We start from the raw sequence: 18,696 nt of genomic DNA, 5'->3' as shown, positions 1-18,696 counted from the left end.
CCTTTATTCCTGAGTCTCGTCGTCGCCAAGGACCTTGTCCAGGTCGTTTTGCAGGCGACGGCCGTGCTTGTCGCGACGCAGGCCAACAAACAGGCCGTATGCCACAGTTGCGACTGCACAGGCGATCATGTACCAGTGGACCCAGCAGGTGTCCTTCTTGCCGTCGAACTTACCCAGCGGGTTCTTGGCGTCGAAGATCTTCTCTTCCTTTTGCTCCTGATCGTTGCCAGTCGCGGAGTCCTCGCCCGTGGGCGCCGTGGTCGTCGTGGTGGAGCCATCGTCCGAGCTGTTAGGCGTCGGGTTGGGAACCGTCGGAGTGGTCGGGGTGGTCGGCGTCGTCGGGGTGGTCGGCCTTGCAGGCGCGGCGGCAACCGTCAGCGTACCGAGCTCATCGGTCAGCTCGTAGTTATCCGAGCTCGTCTGCATCCAGTCGATGTTGTAGGTGTTCTGCGAACTACCGACGTTTGTCTGGCTACCAGTGACGGCGATGCCAATACGATCGCGCTCAGCCAGACCGTCGATCGTGACCGTTGCGCTTGTAAGCGCCTGGCCGTCGTAGACCTTGGTGGCGCTGCCCGTCACAACATGCAGCGGGGCCTTGGTGATACGATAGCTCTTGGCAATCGTTCCGGCGTAGTTACCCTTGCCGGTGATGGTCACGTTGATCGTCGCGACATCGATAAAGTCATCGGTGTCGTAGGAGATCACGTAGTCAGTACCCTCAACGAGCGTCTTGCCTTCGGCGTCCTTCATAACGGGCGTCCACTTGTGCTCGACACCATCGTAGACGGCATCCTTGGGGTCATCGACCGTAACGCCCTTGTAGTTATCGCTCGGCGTGCCGGGTTCGGACGGAACGATGGACTGCTTGGTCACGGTAAGCGTGCCGAGGTTCTCGGAGACAACCTTGTAGTTCTTGTCCTCGGCCGTCTTGTCAAACGTCAGCTTGTAACCGTTGCTGGAGGAGCCCACCTGGGTCTGCTTGCCGGTAGCCTCAAGCGTTGCCTCCTCATCGCCCACCAGGCCAGTCACGGTGGCGCCGGCAGTCAGCGCCGTGCCGTCGTATACCTTGGTGGCAGAGTCGGTCGTAACCGTCAGCTCCGCAGACAGAACCTTGATGGTTCCGTCAACCTTCTTGATGTTGAGCTTGGACGTAACGTCCTCGCCCTCGGCGTTGCGGATCACCAAGTGGTCCACCGTAGCTTTGACGCCATCGCCGTTCGCATCCGTAGCGGTTGCGTCCGAGCTGGGCGTGCCGTCAACGGTGTAACCCTCGGGCAGTTGCGACACGGCAACCGTCGCGCCGTGCGCCTTGCCATCGTAGGTAAAGATGCCACCCGTCGTGGTAACCACCACGGTGTCCTCGGACTCAGTCACCGTCAGCGTGCCGGTCTCGATGGAGTCAATGGTGTAGTTCGCCTCACGGGCCGTGCCGGTCCAAGCGAGCTTATAGGTGTTCGCCGAATGGCCGACCTTGGTCTGGCTGCCGGTGACACGGAAGTCGACCGTCTCGCCGTTGACGAGGCCGGTGATAGCGCCATCGGCCGTCAGAGCCTTGCCGTTGTAGACGCGCGCGGCGCTCTCGGTCTTGATGGAGACCGGCGCCGGCTTAATGCGGTAGGTCCTCGAGACCGTGCCGGTGTAGTTGCCCTTGCCGACAACCGCCACCGTAATAGAACCAGCGTTGATAAAGTCATCGGTGTCGTAGGCGAGCGCGTAGTCCACGCCCTCCTTGAGCTCGGTACCGGCGTAGTCCTTCACCTCGGGAGCCCACTTATGGGTCTGGCCGTCATAGGTCAGGTCCGCGGGATTGCCCACCTGGAGCTTGTGGTACGACGGGTCGTTCGGGTTCACGGACTGGGGCGTAACGACGAGCTTGCCGAGCGTATCGGAAGCGATCGTGTAGTTGCCTTCCTTGGCGGTACCCCAGGCAATGGTGTAGCCGTTGTCGCTAGAGCCGACGTTGGTCTGCATGCCGTTGGTCACGACATCGGCGTGCTCGCCGGAGACCAGGCCGCGAATGGCACCGTTCTCGTTCGTGAGCTCCTCGCCGTCGTATACCTTGGTGGCGCCCTCGGTCTCGACCGTGATCTTCTTCGGGCCAACCGTGAGCGTGCCGGTCTTGACGGTGACGTTCGCGAACATGTCGGTCACGTCGTTGCCCTTGGCGTCGAGGATCTCGTAGCTCTTGACCGTGTTCTCGGAGGAGCCGGCGTCGGTCTGAGCGCCGTCCATCTCGGCCTTGACCGTAAAGCCCTCGGGCAGGCCCTCGGCCTTAATCTCATCGCTCGTCAGGGCATGGCCGCTGTAGGCGTGCAATGCAGAGCCGCTCGTAAGCGTCACGGCCTTGTTGGACGGCGTGACCTTGAGCGTACCGAGGACATCGGTCACCTTGTAGTTGGATTTCTTGGTGTCCTTCCAGTTGATCTCGTAGGTGTTGTTAGAGGAACCGACCTTGGTGCGGCTGCCGGTGGTCTTGGCAGAGACGGAGTCCTTGCCCTTGAGGCCCTCGACCTTGATGCCGTCGACGGTCAGTGCCGTGCCGTCGTACTCCTTCTCGCCGCCGTCGGTCGTAACCGTCAGCGGAGCGGGATTGACCTTGATTGTCGCAGTGCCGCGCTTGATGTTGAGCTTGGACGTAACGTCCTTGCCCTGCGCGTTCACGATGACGAGCTCGTCGACCGTGGCCTTAACCTCGCCGTCGGCAACATTGGTCGCCGTGGCCTTGGACTCGGCCTTCTTGACGGTGTAGCCCTTGGGCAGGCCGGTGACCTGGACGGTGGTGCCATGCGCGCTGCCGTCGTAGGTCGTCTCGACATTTACCGGCGTGGCCGTGATCTGGTCGGCCGTCTCGCTCACCACGAGCTTGCCGATCGTCTCGGTCTTGATGGTGTAGTTGTCCTTCTGGGCAGAACCGTCCCAGGTGATGGCATAGCCGTTGTCGCTCTCGCCGACCTCGGTCTGGGAGCCCGTGGCCTGGATCGTCGCGGTCTCCTTGTTCTTGAGGCCCTTGATGGTGGCGACGTCGTGGGTCAGCGCTTCGCCGTCATAGACCTTCGTGGCGCCCTCGGTCTCAACCGTCAGCGGGGCGGGGGTGATCTGGTAGGTGCGTTCGACGGAACCGGCGTAGTTGCCCTTGCCGGTGACGGTCACCTTGATCTCGCCCGTAACGTTCGTGAAGTCGTCCTTGCCGTAGGCGACCGTGTAGTCGGTGCCCTCGGCGAGCGTCTTCTCGCCGTCCTTGACGGTCGGCGCCCACTTATGGGCGTTGCCGTCGTACTCGACAGACTCGGGCTTGCTGACGCTCATGCCGTAGGTGGCGTCATCGATGGAGCGAGCGGTGACCTTCAGCTTGCCAACCGTCTCTTTAATGATGTAGTTGGACTTCTTGGCAGTACCGTTCCAGGCGAGCGTGTAAGCGTTCGCGATCTCGCCAACATCCGTCAGGGTACCGGTTACCTTGAACTCCGCGGTTTCGCCATTGACCAAGCCGGTCATGGAACCATCGGCGGTAAGCGCCTTACCGTCATACGGCTTCTCGGCGTTCTTGGTAGCAATGGTCAGCGTTGCTGGATCAACCGTCAGAGTCTCGGCCGCCTCGACAAAGCCGCTAAAGTTCTTCTCGCTCGAAGCGCGGACGTAAACAGTCTTGCTGCCCGCGTTCGTCAGCGCAACCTCGAAGCGATTCTCGGTCCACCTCTTATGATCGGCACTGTACTCGACCTTGATATCGTCACCCGTGGCGGCGGTAGCCTTAGCCTCGCCCGCCTCGAGGGCGTGACCGTCATAGGTCTTGGACTCGTCCTTGGTCGTAAGGACGATGTTGTCCGTTGCGGCTGCCTTCGTAACCGTCAGCTTGCCGTTCACGACCTTGACGTTGTAGTTCTTCTCGAGATCGGTGCCCTTCTTGGCGGTGTAAGTAAAGGTGTTCTCGACAGCCTTGGTCGTAACGTCCCTCACTGTGGCAAAGTTGCTATAGTCGACACCCTCGCCGGTAGCAAACCCATCGCGAGTCACGCTAACGAGCGTTTCCTGATGATCCTTGCCGTCATAGGTCCAGGTGTGATCGGCAGACGTCAACGTAACGGCGCGCTTGGTGATCTCATACTTCTTGGTAACCACACCGCTGTAGTTGCCCTTGCCGCTAATGACCACGGTGATAGTACCGGCGTTCTTGAAGTCGTCGGAAACGACATCGTCGCGCTTATAAGCAACCTCGTAGTCCTTGTCGACAGTCAGCTTGTTTCCATCGGCATCGGTAACCGTCGGAGTCCACTGGTGCTTAGAACTGTCATATATAGTCGAAGCGGGGTCATCAATCTTGATGCCCTTGTAATCCTTCTTGTCCTTCTCGTCGATAGACTGCTTAGAGACCTCAAGTTTGCCGAGCGTCTCCTTCACGGTGTAGTTCGATTCCTCAGCAGAGCCGTTCCACGCAAGCTCATAGGTGTTCGTAGACTCGCCCACTTCGGTCTGAGAACCGGTCGTCTTAAAGTCGACCGTCTCGCCCTCGACCAAGTTGGAGATAGAGCCCTCGGCCGTCAAAGCCGTGCCGTCGTAGACCTTGGAATCGCTCGGGGTATTAACCGTCACGGTACGCGGGGTCACCGCAAGGTAACCATCAGCCTTTTCGATCTTAAGCTTGGACGTTACGTCCTCACCCTCAGCATTCAGAATCACCAGGTTGTCGGCGGTAACCGCAATGCCCTGGTCGCTATCCTTGCGAGCATTCACATCCTTAACCGCAGCGTTGGACGAAGCATCGCGCACGCTGTAGCCCTCGGGCAGGTTGTAGACGTTGACCGTCGGCACGTGCGTCAAGCCATCGTACTCAAAGCGACCACCCGTCGTAGCGACCACAATGGTCTGTTCGGACTCGGTGATAGTCAGCGTACCCAGCTTCTCCGCGGCAATACGATAGTTGCCGCTCTTTGCCGTGCCGTTCCAGTTGATGTCATAGGTGTTCAAGCTCGAGCCGACGCTCTTCTGCTTGCCAGTCGTCTTAAAGTCGGCCGTCTCGCCAGCAACAAGACCCTCCAGCTTGCCGGGAGCCGTCAGTTCGTGACCGTTGTACACATGGGTCGCGGACTCCGTGACGACCGTCAGGGGGGCGCGGGTAATGTTGTACGTGCGCTCAATCGTGCCTGCGTAGTTGCCCTTACCGGTAACGGTGATCGTCACCGTTCCGACGTTCGTGGCATCTTCACTATAAGAGAGCGTGTAGTCAGTACCCTCGACCAGCGTCTTATCGCCGTCCTTGACGACTGGCTTCTGCTTTTGAACCTGACCGTTGTAAACAACATCGACCAAGTTGGAAATCTCCATACCAGACGAAATCAGGTTGCGAGGCAGCACCTTGAGCTTGCCCTCGGTGATCGTGACCTTGTAGTTAGAATCCTTATAGGAAGCGTTCTTGGTGTAGGTGATGTTATTAACCACCTCGCCCGGCTCGGTAATGGAGCCATTGGCCTTAAGGTCAGAGACCTCACCATCCACAAAGTTGTACTCACTCGTTACAACAACGGCATCGTCCTCGAGAGCTGTTCCGTTATAGCTCCTCGTGTGGCCATTGCTCACCAAGGTGACGGGGCGCTTCTCAATTTTGTACTGGATGCCAGCCGTACCGCTATAGTTGCCCTTGCCGGCGACCGTAATAGTCACCGTGCCGGCATTTACCACATCGTCGCTAAAGGACAGATCATAATCGACACCCTTGACGAGCTTCTTCGACCCATCCGTCACGATCGGCTCGAACTCTTGTTTCTTGCCGTTGTAGACCGTATCCGACGGGGCCTGAACCTTCATGTCCTTTGCCGCGACATTCTTCGGCGTAACCGTCAGCTTGCCGCAGGCGTACTCGATAACGTAGTTATTCTCGTTGAACTTCTCGCCCTTATCGAAGGTGATGGCGTTATCGACAGTACCGGGGTTCGTAATAGAACCCGTAGCGCGAATATTGGAAACCTCGCCGGACACGAACGTATCCTTGCCCGTCTCAACGACCGTCGAATCAGTCAGAGCCGAACCGTCGTAGACCTTGCTGCAAGTGTTGCTGCTCAGCTTCACCTCGCGCTTGGTAATCTCGTACTTCCTGGTAACGGTGCCGGTGTAGTTGCCCTTGCCGGTGATGGTCACCGTAATCTCACCCGTGACGTTCGTGAAGTCGTCCTTGCTGTAGGAGACGGCGTAGTCGGCACCCTCCTTAAGGGTCTTATCTCCGTCCTTTACGGTCGGAATCCACTTATGGGCGTTGCCGTCGTACTTGACGCTCTTCGGAGCGTCGACGTTCATCTTGTTGTGCTTGTCGCTCGGGTCGGGAACGATGCTCTTGGCGGTAACGGTCAGGGTTCCGTCCGCCTTGTTGATCTTGTAGTTGTCGAGGTTCGTGTTCTCGCCAGCCTTGACGGTAAAGGAGTTAGCGGTGCTGCCGACGACGGTCTGCTCGCCTGTGAACTCGTATGTGAAGCTCTCACCCTTGGCGAGCGAACCGGCGGTCACGCCGGCCTCGTGCTTGGTAAGCGCGCTGCCGTCGTAGACCTTGGAAGCCGTGGCGGAGGCAACCGTCACGGGGCGCTTGGTGACCTCGAGCGTCGCCTTGCCGGTCGAAACGTTGCCAAACTGGTCGGTGACGTCCTTGCCAGCGGCGTTCTTGATGGTATAGGACTCAACTTCGACCGTCGCGCTGCCGACGTTAGTGACGGAACCCTTGGTCTTAGCCGTAAGTGTGTAGCCAGAAGGCAGGCCGTAGGTGGTCACGCCGTCGCTCTTGAGGGCCTCGCCGTCGTAGACCTTGCTGCCGCCGTTCGGGATAACCATGACGGCGGTCATGTTCTTGGTGACCTCAAGGGTGCCAAGCTTCTCCTCGACGGTGTAGTTGGACTCCTTGGCGGTGTCGTTCCAGTCGATCTTGTAGGTATTCTTGCTCTTGCCGACTTCGGTCTGGGAACCAGTGGTGGTAAAGGACGCTGCTTCGTTATTCACAAAGCCTGTGACCTCGCCATCGGCGGTGAGCGCCTGGCCGTTGTACGCGGCCTTCGCACCGCACGTGGTGACCTTGAGGGTCGCCGGCGTGATCTCGATAGTTCCGACGCCCTTCGTGATGTTGAGCTTGGACGTGACGTCCTCGCCCTGGGCGTTAACGATGACGAGATCGTCGACCTCGGCCTTCACCTTGCCCTCAGTCACGTCGGTCGCCGTGGCGTTGGAAACGGCGGACCTGACGGTGTAGCCCTCGGGCAGGCCGGAAACCGTGACATCGACGCCGTGGGCCTTGCCGTCATAGACACCCTTGTAGCTTCCGGGCGTCGCGACGATTTCCTTGGCGGACTCGGTCACCGTGAGGGTTCCGAGATTCTCACTGACGCTGTAATTGGACTTCTTGGCGGTGCTCTCCTTGGCGCCCCAGTCGATGGCGTAGGTGTTGGTGCTGGAGCCGACCTTGGTCTGAGAGCCCGTGGTGGCGAAGGCGGCCGTCTCGCCGTTGACGAAACCGGAGACGGTGCCCTCGGCGGTCAGGGCCTTGCCGTTGTAGACCTCGGATTTGCTGGGCGTGGTGACGGTCAGCGTGGCCGGAGTGATCTGGTAGGTGCGCTCGACGGAGCCGGCGTAGTTGCCCTTGCCGGTGACGGTGATGGTCACGGTGCCGACGTTCTTGACGTCCCTGGAGAAGGAGACCTCGTAGTCGACGCCCTCCTTGAGTGCCTTGTCGCCATCCTTGACCTCGGGCTTCTGTGCCTGGTCGCGGCCGTTGTACGCAACGTCGCTCAGGGCGCCAACCTCCAGGGCGGCAACGCCCTTGGCGGTAACGGTCAGGACGCCGTCCTTCTGCGACTGAATGTAGTAGTTGCCCTCCTTGGCGGTACCCCACTCGACGTTGTCGATGTCAACCGTGTTGTCGGAGCTTCCGACCTCGGTCTGGGAGCCCTTGGTCTTGACGGTCGCCGTCTCGTCGCCCACGAGGCCCTCGATGGTGCCGCCGGCGGTCAGGGCACTGCCGTCGTAGACCTTCGAGGCGCTCTCGGCGCTAACCGTGAGGGGGGCCTTGGCAATCTTGTAAGTCTTGGTGACAGAACCGCCGTAGTTGCCCGTGCCAGTGATGGTCACAACGATCTTCTTCGCATCGATAAAGTTGTCGGTGTCGTAGGAAACCGTGTAGTCGGTGCCCTCCTTGAGCGCATTACCCTCAGCATCCTTGACCTCGGGCACCCACTTGTGCTCATTGCCGTCGTAGACGGAGTTGGAGGGACTGCTGATGGTGACGCCCTTGTAGCCGTCCGGGTTCTCCGGATCGGGAACGATAGACTGAGCGGTCACGGTCAGGGTACCCAGCTTCTCGGGCAGGATATTGTAGTTGTGAGCGACACCTTCCTTGAGCTTATAGGAGATGGTGTTATTGCTATTACCAACCTCGGTCTGAGCACCGGTTGCATGAACGTCTTCCGCAAGATCACTCTTGATAAAGCCCTCGCGCGAAACAGCAACCTGGTCGTTGACGAGCGGCGTGCCGTCGTAAATCTTAGTGGCGCTGGCACTCTTGAGCTCAACGGTGCGCTTATCAATAGTGAGCGTCTGCTCAGCGTACTTATAACCGCTGTAATTGGCGGCAGAAGCGCGGACCTCAATCACGGTTTCGCCAGCATTGACCGCAGTGATTGTTGCGGGATCGCTAGTCCAGTTGTCATCAGTGGTGCCCTTGACGCGATACTCAAGGTTCACCTTGGTGCCACTTACAGAGGCATCAGCAGTGGCGGCAGCCGCGGCGTGCTTCGTTGCGTCATACGGATAGTCGACACTATTCGGTGTAATGGTAAGACCGTTCTCGGCAGAGAGCTCAGTGATACTGAGCTTGCCCTCATTCTTGGTAATGTCGTAGTTACCCGATTTGAATGCATCGCTCTTGTCAAACTCGATGGCGTTGGCAACCTCACCCTCGGCAACCGTGGTCACGGAGCCGGTGGCGCGGATGTTGGCGACCTCGTCCTCGACGAAGCCATCGCCTGCCACGGTCACAACGGGTTTGGTAAGCGGCGTGCCGTCGTAAGGCTTCGATACCGTCTCACTGGTCAGAACCACGGAGCGCTTGGTGATCTGATAGGTCACCTCATCTTTGCCGCTATAGTTGCCCACACCGGTAACGGTAACCTTCACCGTTCCGACGTTCGTGGCATCTTCACTATAAGAGAGCGTGTAGTCAGTGCCCTCGACCAGCGTCTTATCGCCGTCCTTGACGACAGGCTTCTGCTGCTGGACTTTTCCGTTATAGGTCACATCGGCCGGCTTCTCAACCGTCATGTCCTCACTCTTAATACTCTTGGACGTAATAGAGAGCTGGCCATCGACAATCACGAACCTGACCTTAGAGAAGTTCTGATTGTTATTGGTGAAGTCGCTGGGCTTAAGTTCCATCTTGTAGGTGCCAACATTGGTGCCCTTGGCGGTGGCGTCACCGGTGAAGGTAAAATCGGTTTTCTTATAAAGCTCGTTGGAAGCCTCGAAATCGTAGCCCGAGACAGTTTTCTCGGTGCCGTCGTATTCAACGCTATCGCTATGCTCGGTTATGGTGACAACAACTTCGTTGGCGTCGGCAGTCACAATGAGCTTACCGTACCTGGGGGTCACCCAGTAATCGGCTTCAATTGTGCCTTGCTTGAATTCATAGGTAAAGGTGTTATCGCTCTCGCCCTTCTCGGTCTGGGAGCCAGTAACCTTGATGGTCACGCCCTCGCCATCGACAAAGCCGATGCCTTCGCCCTTGGGGGTTGCGGTAACAGTCTCGTTGATGAGTGCCTTGCCATCGTAAGGCTTGGTGGCACCTACGGAGGTCAGAGTCACAAGGCGCTTGCTAATCGCGATGCCCTCTGAGTCCGTGGCGTACTGGTCCTTGGCATAGTTTGATCCCGTTGCGCGCAGCATCACGCTCTTATAGCCAAAGTGGGTCAGCACAATCTCGGACGGATCACTCGTCCAAGTCTTTCCCTCATTGGCGCTGTACTCAACGTGCAGGGCGTTGCCATGCCTGTCAGTCGCGCTTGCGGTATAAGCGGCAAGCGGCGTACCGTCATAAACCTTCTGGGAGTCGTGTTTATTCCATACGACCCCTTTCTGGTCAATCTGGCCGGGCGTAATCTTGAGAGCGCCGTCTACGGTCTTGACATCAAACTGATCCGTAACATCGTTACCCTTGTCATCCTTCACCACGGCGGTGCCGGTAACGTTGTTGGCGTAGGTACCAGCATCTGTCGCTGTCGGATTCGCGGTTTCTAGACCGGAGACTTTGTACTTTTGATCATGGACCGTGAACTCGGTTTTTTCGAAGCCCTTGACGGAGTGCGGGTTGCCGTCGTAGGCAACTTCATCCGATTTGGCGGTAACCACGATCTCGTATTTGGCTTCACGTTTGGTGACGGTCAGCTCACCCTCGGCCTTGGTGATCTCGTAGTTGTCGAGGTTCGTGTTCTTACCCGCCTTGACGGTGAAGGTATTGGCGCTGGAGCCGACGAGCGTCTGGGAGCCGGTGAAGTCGTAGGTCGCGCCCTCACCCTCAACGAATCCAGTCTCGGTCACGAGCTTGGTCTCACCATTGGTGAGCGGCGTGCCGTCGTACTGCTTGGAGAGGTCGGCGGACTTAAGCGTCACTTTGCGCGCAGAAATAACAACCTTCGTCTCAGCAGTCAGCTGTGTGACTTTGCCATCGACCGTCACGTCAGCGCGCACGGAAACGGGATATTCACCAGCATCCTTGAATGCGGGCGCCGTGGTGGTCCAGTCGGAATCTCCGTACTTGTACTCCACGTCGCTGCTCAGCTTTATATGCTCTTTTGCCTGATTCTTATACTTATCCTCCAGCTCGCTGCCATCGTTGATGGCAGCATCAACTTTCACGCCGTGCGGTTTACCATCATACGTAACATTTTCACCCGTGACGGAAAGGCTCGCCCACAGGGCATCGAGGCGGTAGCCCTTATTATCACTATATATATAAGTAACTTTGTCGCCCGCCTTGCAAATTGCAGAGGCCTGATTGTCGCGGGCCTTATCAAGCCAGCCGATAAATACCTTATCTTTCGCAACGGGCACGGCAGGCGTCACGTCAAACGTGTCGTCCTTTGCAAAGCCATAGTTGTATTTATATTTGAGGTCTTTATTCCACGAAACCAGGTCGGATGGAGTGCCGCCAGACCACGTTGCGCCAGGGACAGACAGATAATAGCCGGCTTCGCCTTTTTTCGCGTTGTAGTAGAACACGATTACGTTATTCTCGCCAGCAATGGCCGTTTGGGTGTTCTTGGACCCCTCGTCGACCTCGTACCCCTTGATCTTCTTGGGACCCCTGGTAACCTCTTGCCCCTTTACCAATCCGGTCACGATCTCGGAGTCAACCACCTTGTCCGCAGCCTTGTCAACGTATTTCACAGTGACAGTTTGATCTTGCGCAACGTACTTGGCGTAGTAGTTAACATTGCTCGAGGCAGTTGCCGGGAAACTCACCGGCTTGCCCGAAATGTTCGGGTTGTCGTACCAGCTATAAAGTTTGTACTTGACCCCGTTATATTCTTTTGTCTTCTCAAGTGCCTGCGCGGTCTCGCGCACCGATACACTATCTCCATCAAGACGATAAGTTTGCGTATCGATCATCTCGTAGCCCGTGTTGCCCGGATTCCACACCCAGAAATCGGCAGTGACGGTAGATTTAGCGACGATCTCAACCGTGCAATCAAGGTGATAGTAACCCGGCTTGGAAATCTTATACGGTTTCAGGATGATGTCCTTCACGTCATCCGGATTTGTGATGCCGTACTCGGACTTATAAGCATCAAACAGCGCGCGCCAGTATTCGCTTTCGCGCGAGAGTACCAATCTGTCGGCGGACGGCTTACCCCAGTCCTTCGGCCATGACACCACACGATTTACAACGTTATCGTATAAGTTGCCAGCTGGTTGGCCATCGGTCTTCATACCAGTAATATTGATACTGCCCATGTTCCATTTCGTTTGGGCGCCGGCTGCCGGATACCAGTCGGCGGCCTGATTGGACGAAGGCAGGGAGCCCTGCCTCACAAAAAAGAAGTAAGCGTCCTGGACGCCCGTCCCCGACGCAGCTGTCACGGTGATTTCCTTAGTGGCAGTCAGCAGCTCGCCATTGGTGCCAGCCCTCTGTGCGGTAATAATCGCCTTTCCTTGCGCGATGCCCTTAACGTTGCCCTGTTGGTCAACGGTAGCGACACGGGTGTCGTCCGAGGTCCACGTGACACCGGATGCATTCGTCGTAAGCTGAATAGTTTCGAACTGCCTGACCGAACTTTCGCCCGAAATGGTGAGGCTGGTAACGACATTGTCGGAGACCACTACGGTAAAGGTCTCCGTGGCCTTCTTGTGGTCTTTATCCGTATTGTACTTCCTCTTGCAGTATTTGTGCTCGATCGTGTAGGTACCAGCACTCTTAAACGAGACCGACGCATTGCTTCCGTTACCGGTAATATCTGCATCGTTCTTGTTCTCACTGGTAACTTTCCACTCATGGGAGTAGCCACGATCGATCCACCAGTAACCGATGTTACTCGTTCCGTTCAGGGTCACCGGCTCGCCGACTTTGGCGTTAATGGTCTCTCCGGCCTTGCCGCTCACATCGCTCGCAACAGAGACATTTTCCTCATTAGCCGCAGCCGCGGCATCGTTCGACGCAGCATTGTTCGAGCCGCCATCGACGCCCTCGGCGTCCTCGATCGGGGTGGCTACCTTTGCCGGCTCGGCGGCCTTTTTCTGCTCGGTCTCGAGCGTGACGCGCGGAGACTGTGCCACGTCGGCAGCGTCTACGGTGTACAAGCCATTGGCATCGGCCTTGAGTTCGCGGTCGGTGCCGCTAACCGTGAGGGTGACCTTGCTCAGCTTGTAGCCGTTGTCCGGCTGAACGGTGAACTCAAAGCTGTCGCTCGTAGGCGCCGTCACCTTTTGGGCCGGCTGTGCAACAACCTGACCCTTGTACGTGATGGAGGCGTTGTTGAGCGTGAGGGCGATATCGGCCGTTGCCGTCTGCTGGGAGGGTTGAGCAGACGGGGCGGGCTGGTCCGACGTAGAGTTATTCTGCGCAGTGGCAGCATTGTCCTGCGAGCTGGGCTGAGCCGCTTGCTCGGACGCCGCCTGAGGCTGTTCCTGCGTATTCGACTGAGCAGTTTCCTGCTGCCCGCTGCTCGACGCACTCTGGTCCGTCGAATCTTGCGCGGCAATAACGCCTGCCTCTTGCAGACCCTCGGCAATCACCCTTGTCGGCACGCCCGAGACCAGCATTGCTACCGTCACGACCACCGTCATAGTCTTGATGCCAAAGGCCTTTGCCAGGCGTGCGGCACCGACAACGTTCAATTCCTGCTCGAATCGATCGTTCTTGCGCATAGTTCCTTACTCCAACAGGTCCCCCGTTCCCTCACACGGGATAGCGTCACCCGGCAAGCCACCGCGCCCTCACGCAGATCATGCCGCCCGAGCAGGTCACCGCGCCCTCACGCGGTCCCTGCCAACGACCAAATTGAACGCGCCGTCTGGCAGAACGACGCAAATCAACAGAATCAGACATAGTCAATATACTACAGAGATAGACCAAATTTGGACGTTAAACATCATTGCTGGGCCAGCATTTCGATAACGTCGCACAACGTACCTTTTGTCATAGGCCAAAATGGCAGCCACCCATGGCGCATGAGCGTCTATACTCAACCGAATGAGCGTTTCTTTTACACATAGGGCACGTCCCGGGGTACGCATCGTCTGTGCGGTGCTGCTGGCGCTTGTCGCGCTAACGCTCACCGCTTGCGGGGACTCGTCGGACGAAACCTCTGGGGCAGATTTCTCGACACCCAAGCATATCTCCCCGTCGGCCTTTCATGCCGATGCGGCACAATCATCCAACGGCGCCTCTATCGACACCTCGTGCGTAAACGCCGGCTACGTTGGAGCGGCGGCCGCCAACCAGCAACGACTTAAGTTTCTCGTCACCAGCGGGCAGGCTACTTACAGCTACGACCTGCCGCAGGACGGCGCGGCCATCATTTTGCCCCCTCACGTTTGGCGACGGCGCTTATAGTTTCGTGTGATGCAAAACACCTCGGGCGACAACTATGTCGAGCTGCTCAGCGCAACTGCCTCGGTAGCGTTGAGCGATGAGCGGGCGCCCTTTACCGTGCCCAACGTGTATTGCAATTACACCGATACCAGCGCATGCGTTAAAAAAGCGCGCGAACTGACCAAAGGCGCCCAAAACCAGGGCGATGCCGTAAAAGACATCTGTCAGTGGGTGGTAGATAACGTTTCCTACGACAACGACAAGGCATCCAAACTTAAGCAGGCCACGGGCTATGTCCCCAATCCCGACAAAACCCTGACAAGCAAAAAAGGCATCTGCTTTGATTACGCCAGCCTGAGAGCCGCTATGCTTCGTAGCGTGGGCATCCCCACAAAAATTGTCACCGGCTATGTATCCCCCGACCAGATCTATCATGCGTGGATCATGGTCTATATCGATGGTACCTGGAAAAGCGCGCAATTTAGCGTAGACAGAAACACGTGGTCGCGCGTGGACCTGACATTCGCCGCGAGCGGGGATAACAAAAACGTGGGGGACGGAAAGGAGTACACCGATCGTTATGTATACTGAGCAGTGTCAAATAGCTTGTACGAAAGCAGGGAGATAAATGGCGAAAAGGTTATTGGAGAGCAGCGCGGTCAGCGCTTTTTGCGACAGTATCGCCACCATGCTTTCCGCAGGCATTCAGACCGAAGAAGCCGTCTACATGCTTGCGGAAAAACGCGAGCAGTCGCACTTTAAAACAGTATGCGATGGCGTGTATGCCAAGCTCATCCATGGCGCCGGACTCGCGACCGCCATGGAAAGCACGGGCGCTTTTCCAGAATACGCCGTCGAGATGGTGCGTATTGGTGAGGCATCCGGACGCATTGAGCGCGCCCTGCGCAGCCTGGGACGCCACTACGACAGCGAGGGTCGTATCTTTAATAAATTGCGCAACGCCGTGGTCTATCCGGCAGCGCTCCTGTGCATTATGAGCTGCATCCTTATATTTACCGTAGCCTTCATTTTGCCGACGTTCACCGACGCCTATTCCAATATCTCTGGCTCTCTTACGTCTGGCTCGTTCTCCATGATCGGCGCATCCGCCGTGATTGGCTGGATCGCGCTTGTCGTGGTGCTTGTGGCCACGGCCATCGCGCTCGCTGTGGCCGTACTCGCGCGCACCGAAACCGGCCGTATCCGCGTTATCAAGATGTTCGAAAAGTTTCCGCTCACCAGGGACGCCATGTACCAGCTGGCCGTCTCGCGCTTTGCCAGTGCGCTTTCGGCCTTTGTCGCCTCGGGCGTACAAGACGGCATTGCCGTGGAGCGCGCAGCGGCGGCGGTCGATCACGGCGAGCTGAGCGCCAAGCTACAGCGGGCGCATCAGAGCATGGTCAGCTTGGACAACCCGCGCAGCCTGGGCCAGGCAATCAACGAAAACAACGTGTTTGAGCCCATCTACGGACGTATGCTCACCGTGGGCATCCACTCCGGCTCCGCTGACGAGGTGCTCGGGCAGCTGGCCGGCATCTTCTTTGACGATGCCATCTCGCAACTCGACGCCGTGGTCGATAACGTCGAGCCGGTGCTTGCCGGGTTTTTGACCGTCGCCGTGGGAGCCACGCTCATCGCCGTCATGCTGCCGCTCATCGGTATCATGGGTTCTATCGCCTAGCTGCAGAAAAGACGTTTTCGCATGTTTCACGAGATAACCGACAAAGAGCTGCGGGCACGCAAGCGGCGGAGCATTATAGCCGCCGCGGTGGCCGTGCTTCTTGTTGTCGCCATCGCCGGCGGGGCGTTTTTTATCCGCCGCGCGCAGCGCGAACAGGGAGCCGTGGCACTTCGCAATTCCATTCTTAACTCCGCACGGCAATGCTGCGCCATAGAGGGTAGCTACCCCAAGACAGTCGAGCACCTCGAAGAGCACTACGGCCTCATCATCGACCATGACGACTACGTTGTAAGCTACGAGCACCTCGCGGACAATATCGTGCCTAGCGTGGTGGTGATGCCGCGATGAGCCATGTCGACGAAACCGCAGGCAGCAACCGCATCACCGCACTGTCCAAGCTATCCGAAGCCTCTGCAAGGAGCAATACCGAGCGCAAGCATCGCAGGCTCTTCCCGCTGCTGCTGCTCTGCGTGTTCTTTATCGCACTACTGCTGGCCCTGATCGCCGGCGTCAACGTGTATCGGCACGTCTCCGACGTACAGGCCGCTAACGTTTCCCATCGCGAGGGTATCGAGCTTATCTGCAATATCGTGCGCGCCAACGACGCCAAGGGCGCCGTCGCCGTCGGAGACGGTCCCGAGGGCAAATCGCTTGTGATTGTCCAAAACCTCGATTCTGGCACCTACGAAACGCGTTTGTATCTTTACAAGGGCAGCATCGTGCAGGAATACAGCCTGGCAGGAACGGAATACACCCCCTCCAAGGCAAGCAAGATTACCGATTCATCGAGCTTTGCCTTTACGTACGACAACGGCCTTTTGACCGTTACCACCGATCAGGGCACCTGCGAAGTCGCCCTCCGCTACCTGCAGGGAGGCGAGTGGCATGTCCTTGGCGAACGCACATAACGATTCTCAACACATTAAATCGACTACGGCATTTGTAGTCGAGACGCTCATCCTGCTGGTTGCCCTTGTTTCGTCCATGGGCGTCCTGACGCAGCTATTTTCCCGATCCATCGCGGCATCTCAACAGTCCGAACGCCTATGTCAGGCGGTCAACGTGGCAGAAAACGCCGCCGAGGAGTTCGCCGCCGATCCTGCCGGCGTCGCTGCGGGTAAAAAGGTGGGACGCGGCGTCGCCTTAAAGGGCCGCGACGGCTACAAGGTCTCCTGCGAGACCGCGCAGGTCGAGCGAAGCACGGGCACGCTATGGCGCGCGCGCATCACCGTGTCCGACAGCCAGGGCAAGGTTTACTCCCTCGATACGTCCCGTTATGTTAGCGAGGTGAGGTAGATGTCCCATCAGCCAAACGAAGGCATACGCATTGGGCCTGTCAGCCTGCTCACGCTCGTCTCCGTGCTCCTGCTCGCCGTACTTGCCATGCTCTGTGCAACCACGTCCAATGCGACGCTGGAAATGTCAAAGCGCCAAGCCGCTACCTCCACGAGCTCCTACAGCATCGAATCGTGCGGCCAGGCCATGCTTGCCGTTCTGGACGACGCCGCCCACGCAAACGGGACGGATGCGGCCTCGGCTGTTTCCGGCGTCGGTGCGCAACTCGATGCCATCGAACAGGACGCAAAGGCCAACGCCGATACCACGGATTTGGACATCGACGCCTCCGTTGACGGAACGTCCGTCCTGTTTACCATCTGTGCTCGCAACGGACGAAAGCTCGATGCCCGCGTAACATTTGCCGACGACCTTTCCTATTCCATCGACGAATGGAAAGTCACCACGACCCAAAACGATCAAGCCGACTCCGACACCCTGTGGACCGGCTCCGCCGCCAACTGACACCGATAAGGAGAACTCTCATGCAGCTCAAGGAATTGCTTCAACAGATGATCGATGCAAAGGCATCGGATGTCTTTATCATTGCGGGGCTTCCCCTGTCCTATCAAAAAAGTGGCATTATGGTTCGAACCGACAGTACACCGCTCATGCCGGGCGATACCGAGGAATACATCACCGGTATTTACGAACTCGCCAATCGCGATATCGAGCTGTTCCGCGGCAACGTCAACCACGATGACGACTTTAGCTTTGCCGTGCCGGGCGTCAGCCGCTTTCGCGCAAACATCTTCCGCCAGCGCGGGTCGTTCGGCGCGGTTATCCGCGTGATCCCGTTTGGCCTTCCCAACTCTCGGGAGATGCATATCCCCGAGCAGGTACTGCGCCTGGGCGACTTTACGCGCGGCTTGGTACTGGTCACCGGACCGGCCGGCAGCGGCAAGTCCACCACCCTCGCCTGCATTCTCGACCGCATGAACCACACCCGCCAGGGGCACATCATCACCATGGAAGACCCCATCGAGTATGTGCACCGTCACGGCAGCTGCATCATTACGCAGCGCGAGATCCCCACGGATGTCGCCACGTATGCCGAGGCGCTGCGCTCGGCCATGCGCGAGAGCCCCGATGTGATCTTGCTGGGCGAGATGCGCGACACCGAAACCATCAGTACCGCCGTCTCCGCAGCCGAGCTGGCGCAGCTGGTCCTATCCACGCTGCACACCACCAGCGCCGCCGATACTGTCGAGCGCATCCTGGACGCCTTCCCGCCCAACCAGCAACGCCAGGTTCGCATCCAGCTCTCGATGGTGCTGCAGGCTACGGTCGCCCAGCGCTTGGTGCCCGCAATCGACGGTGGAACCACCCCGGTGTTTGAGGTCATGGTCATGAACACGGCCATCCGCAACCTTATCCGCGAGGAAAAGTCCCATCAGATCGATTCCGTCATTGCCGCCGGCGGCGCGCTCGGCATGCAGACCATGGACCAAGGCCTATTCAAGGCCGTAAAGGATGGCATCGTGGCCAAAGATGTCGCCTTGCAGCACGCCAACCACCCAGAGGCCCTTGCCCGCCATTTCGAAGCCGAGGGCATGTAGGAATTTAAAAGGCATCAGAGACGCAGATAGCAGGCCCGTCCCCGATACCCGGGGACGGGCCCTTT

Annotated in this window: 8 protein-coding genes; 7 read left to right on the top strand and 1 reads right to left on the bottom strand. The window is 58.1% G+C overall.

The genetic code is table 11. From position 1 onward, the window contains the following. Positions 1-3 precede the first annotated feature (3 nt). Positions 4-13,389, bottom strand: a complete 13,386-nt coding sequence (locus ACTNBB_RS02315) for an MBG domain-containing protein (RefSeq protein WP_441056448.1) — start codon at positions 13,387-13,389, stop codon at positions 4-6. A 697-nt stretch (positions 13,390-14,086) separates the two neighbouring features. Between ACTNBB_RS02315 and ACTNBB_RS02310 the strand changes: the two genes are divergently transcribed. The 7 genes from ACTNBB_RS02310 to ACTNBB_RS02280 are packed head-to-tail and all read left to right on the top strand — an operon-like array spanning position 14,087 to position 18,631. Continuing rightward, positions 14,087-14,647, top strand: a complete 561-nt coding sequence (locus tag ACTNBB_RS02310) for a transglutaminase-like domain-containing protein (RefSeq protein ID WP_441056450.1) — start codon at positions 14,087-14,089, stop codon at positions 14,645-14,647. Positions 14,648-14,684: 37 nt separating this feature from the next. Further along, the gene (locus ACTNBB_RS02305; protein ID WP_441056451.1) at positions 14,685-15,737 is read left to right on the top strand and encodes a type II secretion system F family protein; all 1,053 of its coding nucleotides are present in this window, start codon (positions 14,685-14,687) and stop codon (positions 15,735-15,737) included. A 21-nt stretch (positions 15,738-15,758) separates the two neighbouring features. Then, positions 15,759-16,085, top strand: coding sequence for a hypothetical protein (locus ACTNBB_RS02300; RefSeq protein ID WP_441071013.1), 327 nt, complete (start codon positions 15,759-15,761; stop codon positions 16,083-16,085). Continuing rightward, entirely contained in the window at positions 16,082-16,645 is a 564-nt protein-coding gene (locus ACTNBB_RS02295) for a DUF4860 domain-containing protein (RefSeq protein WP_441056453.1), read from the top strand. Before ACTNBB_RS02300 ends, ACTNBB_RS02295 begins: the two co-directional genes overlap by 4 nt. Then, positions 16,623-17,033, top strand: a complete 411-nt coding sequence (locus ACTNBB_RS02290; protein ID WP_441056454.1) for a hypothetical protein — start codon at positions 16,623-16,625, stop codon at positions 17,031-17,033. Before ACTNBB_RS02295 ends, ACTNBB_RS02290 begins: the two co-directional genes overlap by 23 nt. After that, positions 17,034-17,537 carry a hypothetical protein gene (locus tag ACTNBB_RS02285; protein ID WP_441056455.1) on the top strand — a complete coding sequence of 168 codons (504 nt, stop codon included), beginning with the start codon at positions 17,034-17,036 and terminating at the stop codon, positions 17,535-17,537. It begins immediately after the preceding gene. Positions 17,538-17,557: 20 nt separating this feature from the next. Further along, complete coding sequence (locus ACTNBB_RS02280) at positions 17,558-18,631, top strand: type IV pilus twitching motility protein PilT (RefSeq protein ID WP_441056456.1); 1,074 nt, start codon at positions 17,558-17,560, stop codon at positions 18,629-18,631. Positions 18,632-18,696: the final 65 nt, after the last annotated feature.

Origin of the sequence: Collinsella sp. HCP28S3_B9 (assembly GCF_052066095.1) — a bacterium.
Classification (GTDB): domain Bacteria; phylum Actinomycetota; class Coriobacteriia; order Coriobacteriales; family Coriobacteriaceae; genus Collinsella.
The sequence above is the reverse complement of the archived record's forward strand: the minus strand, read 5'-3'. Positions and strand labels throughout refer to the sequence as shown.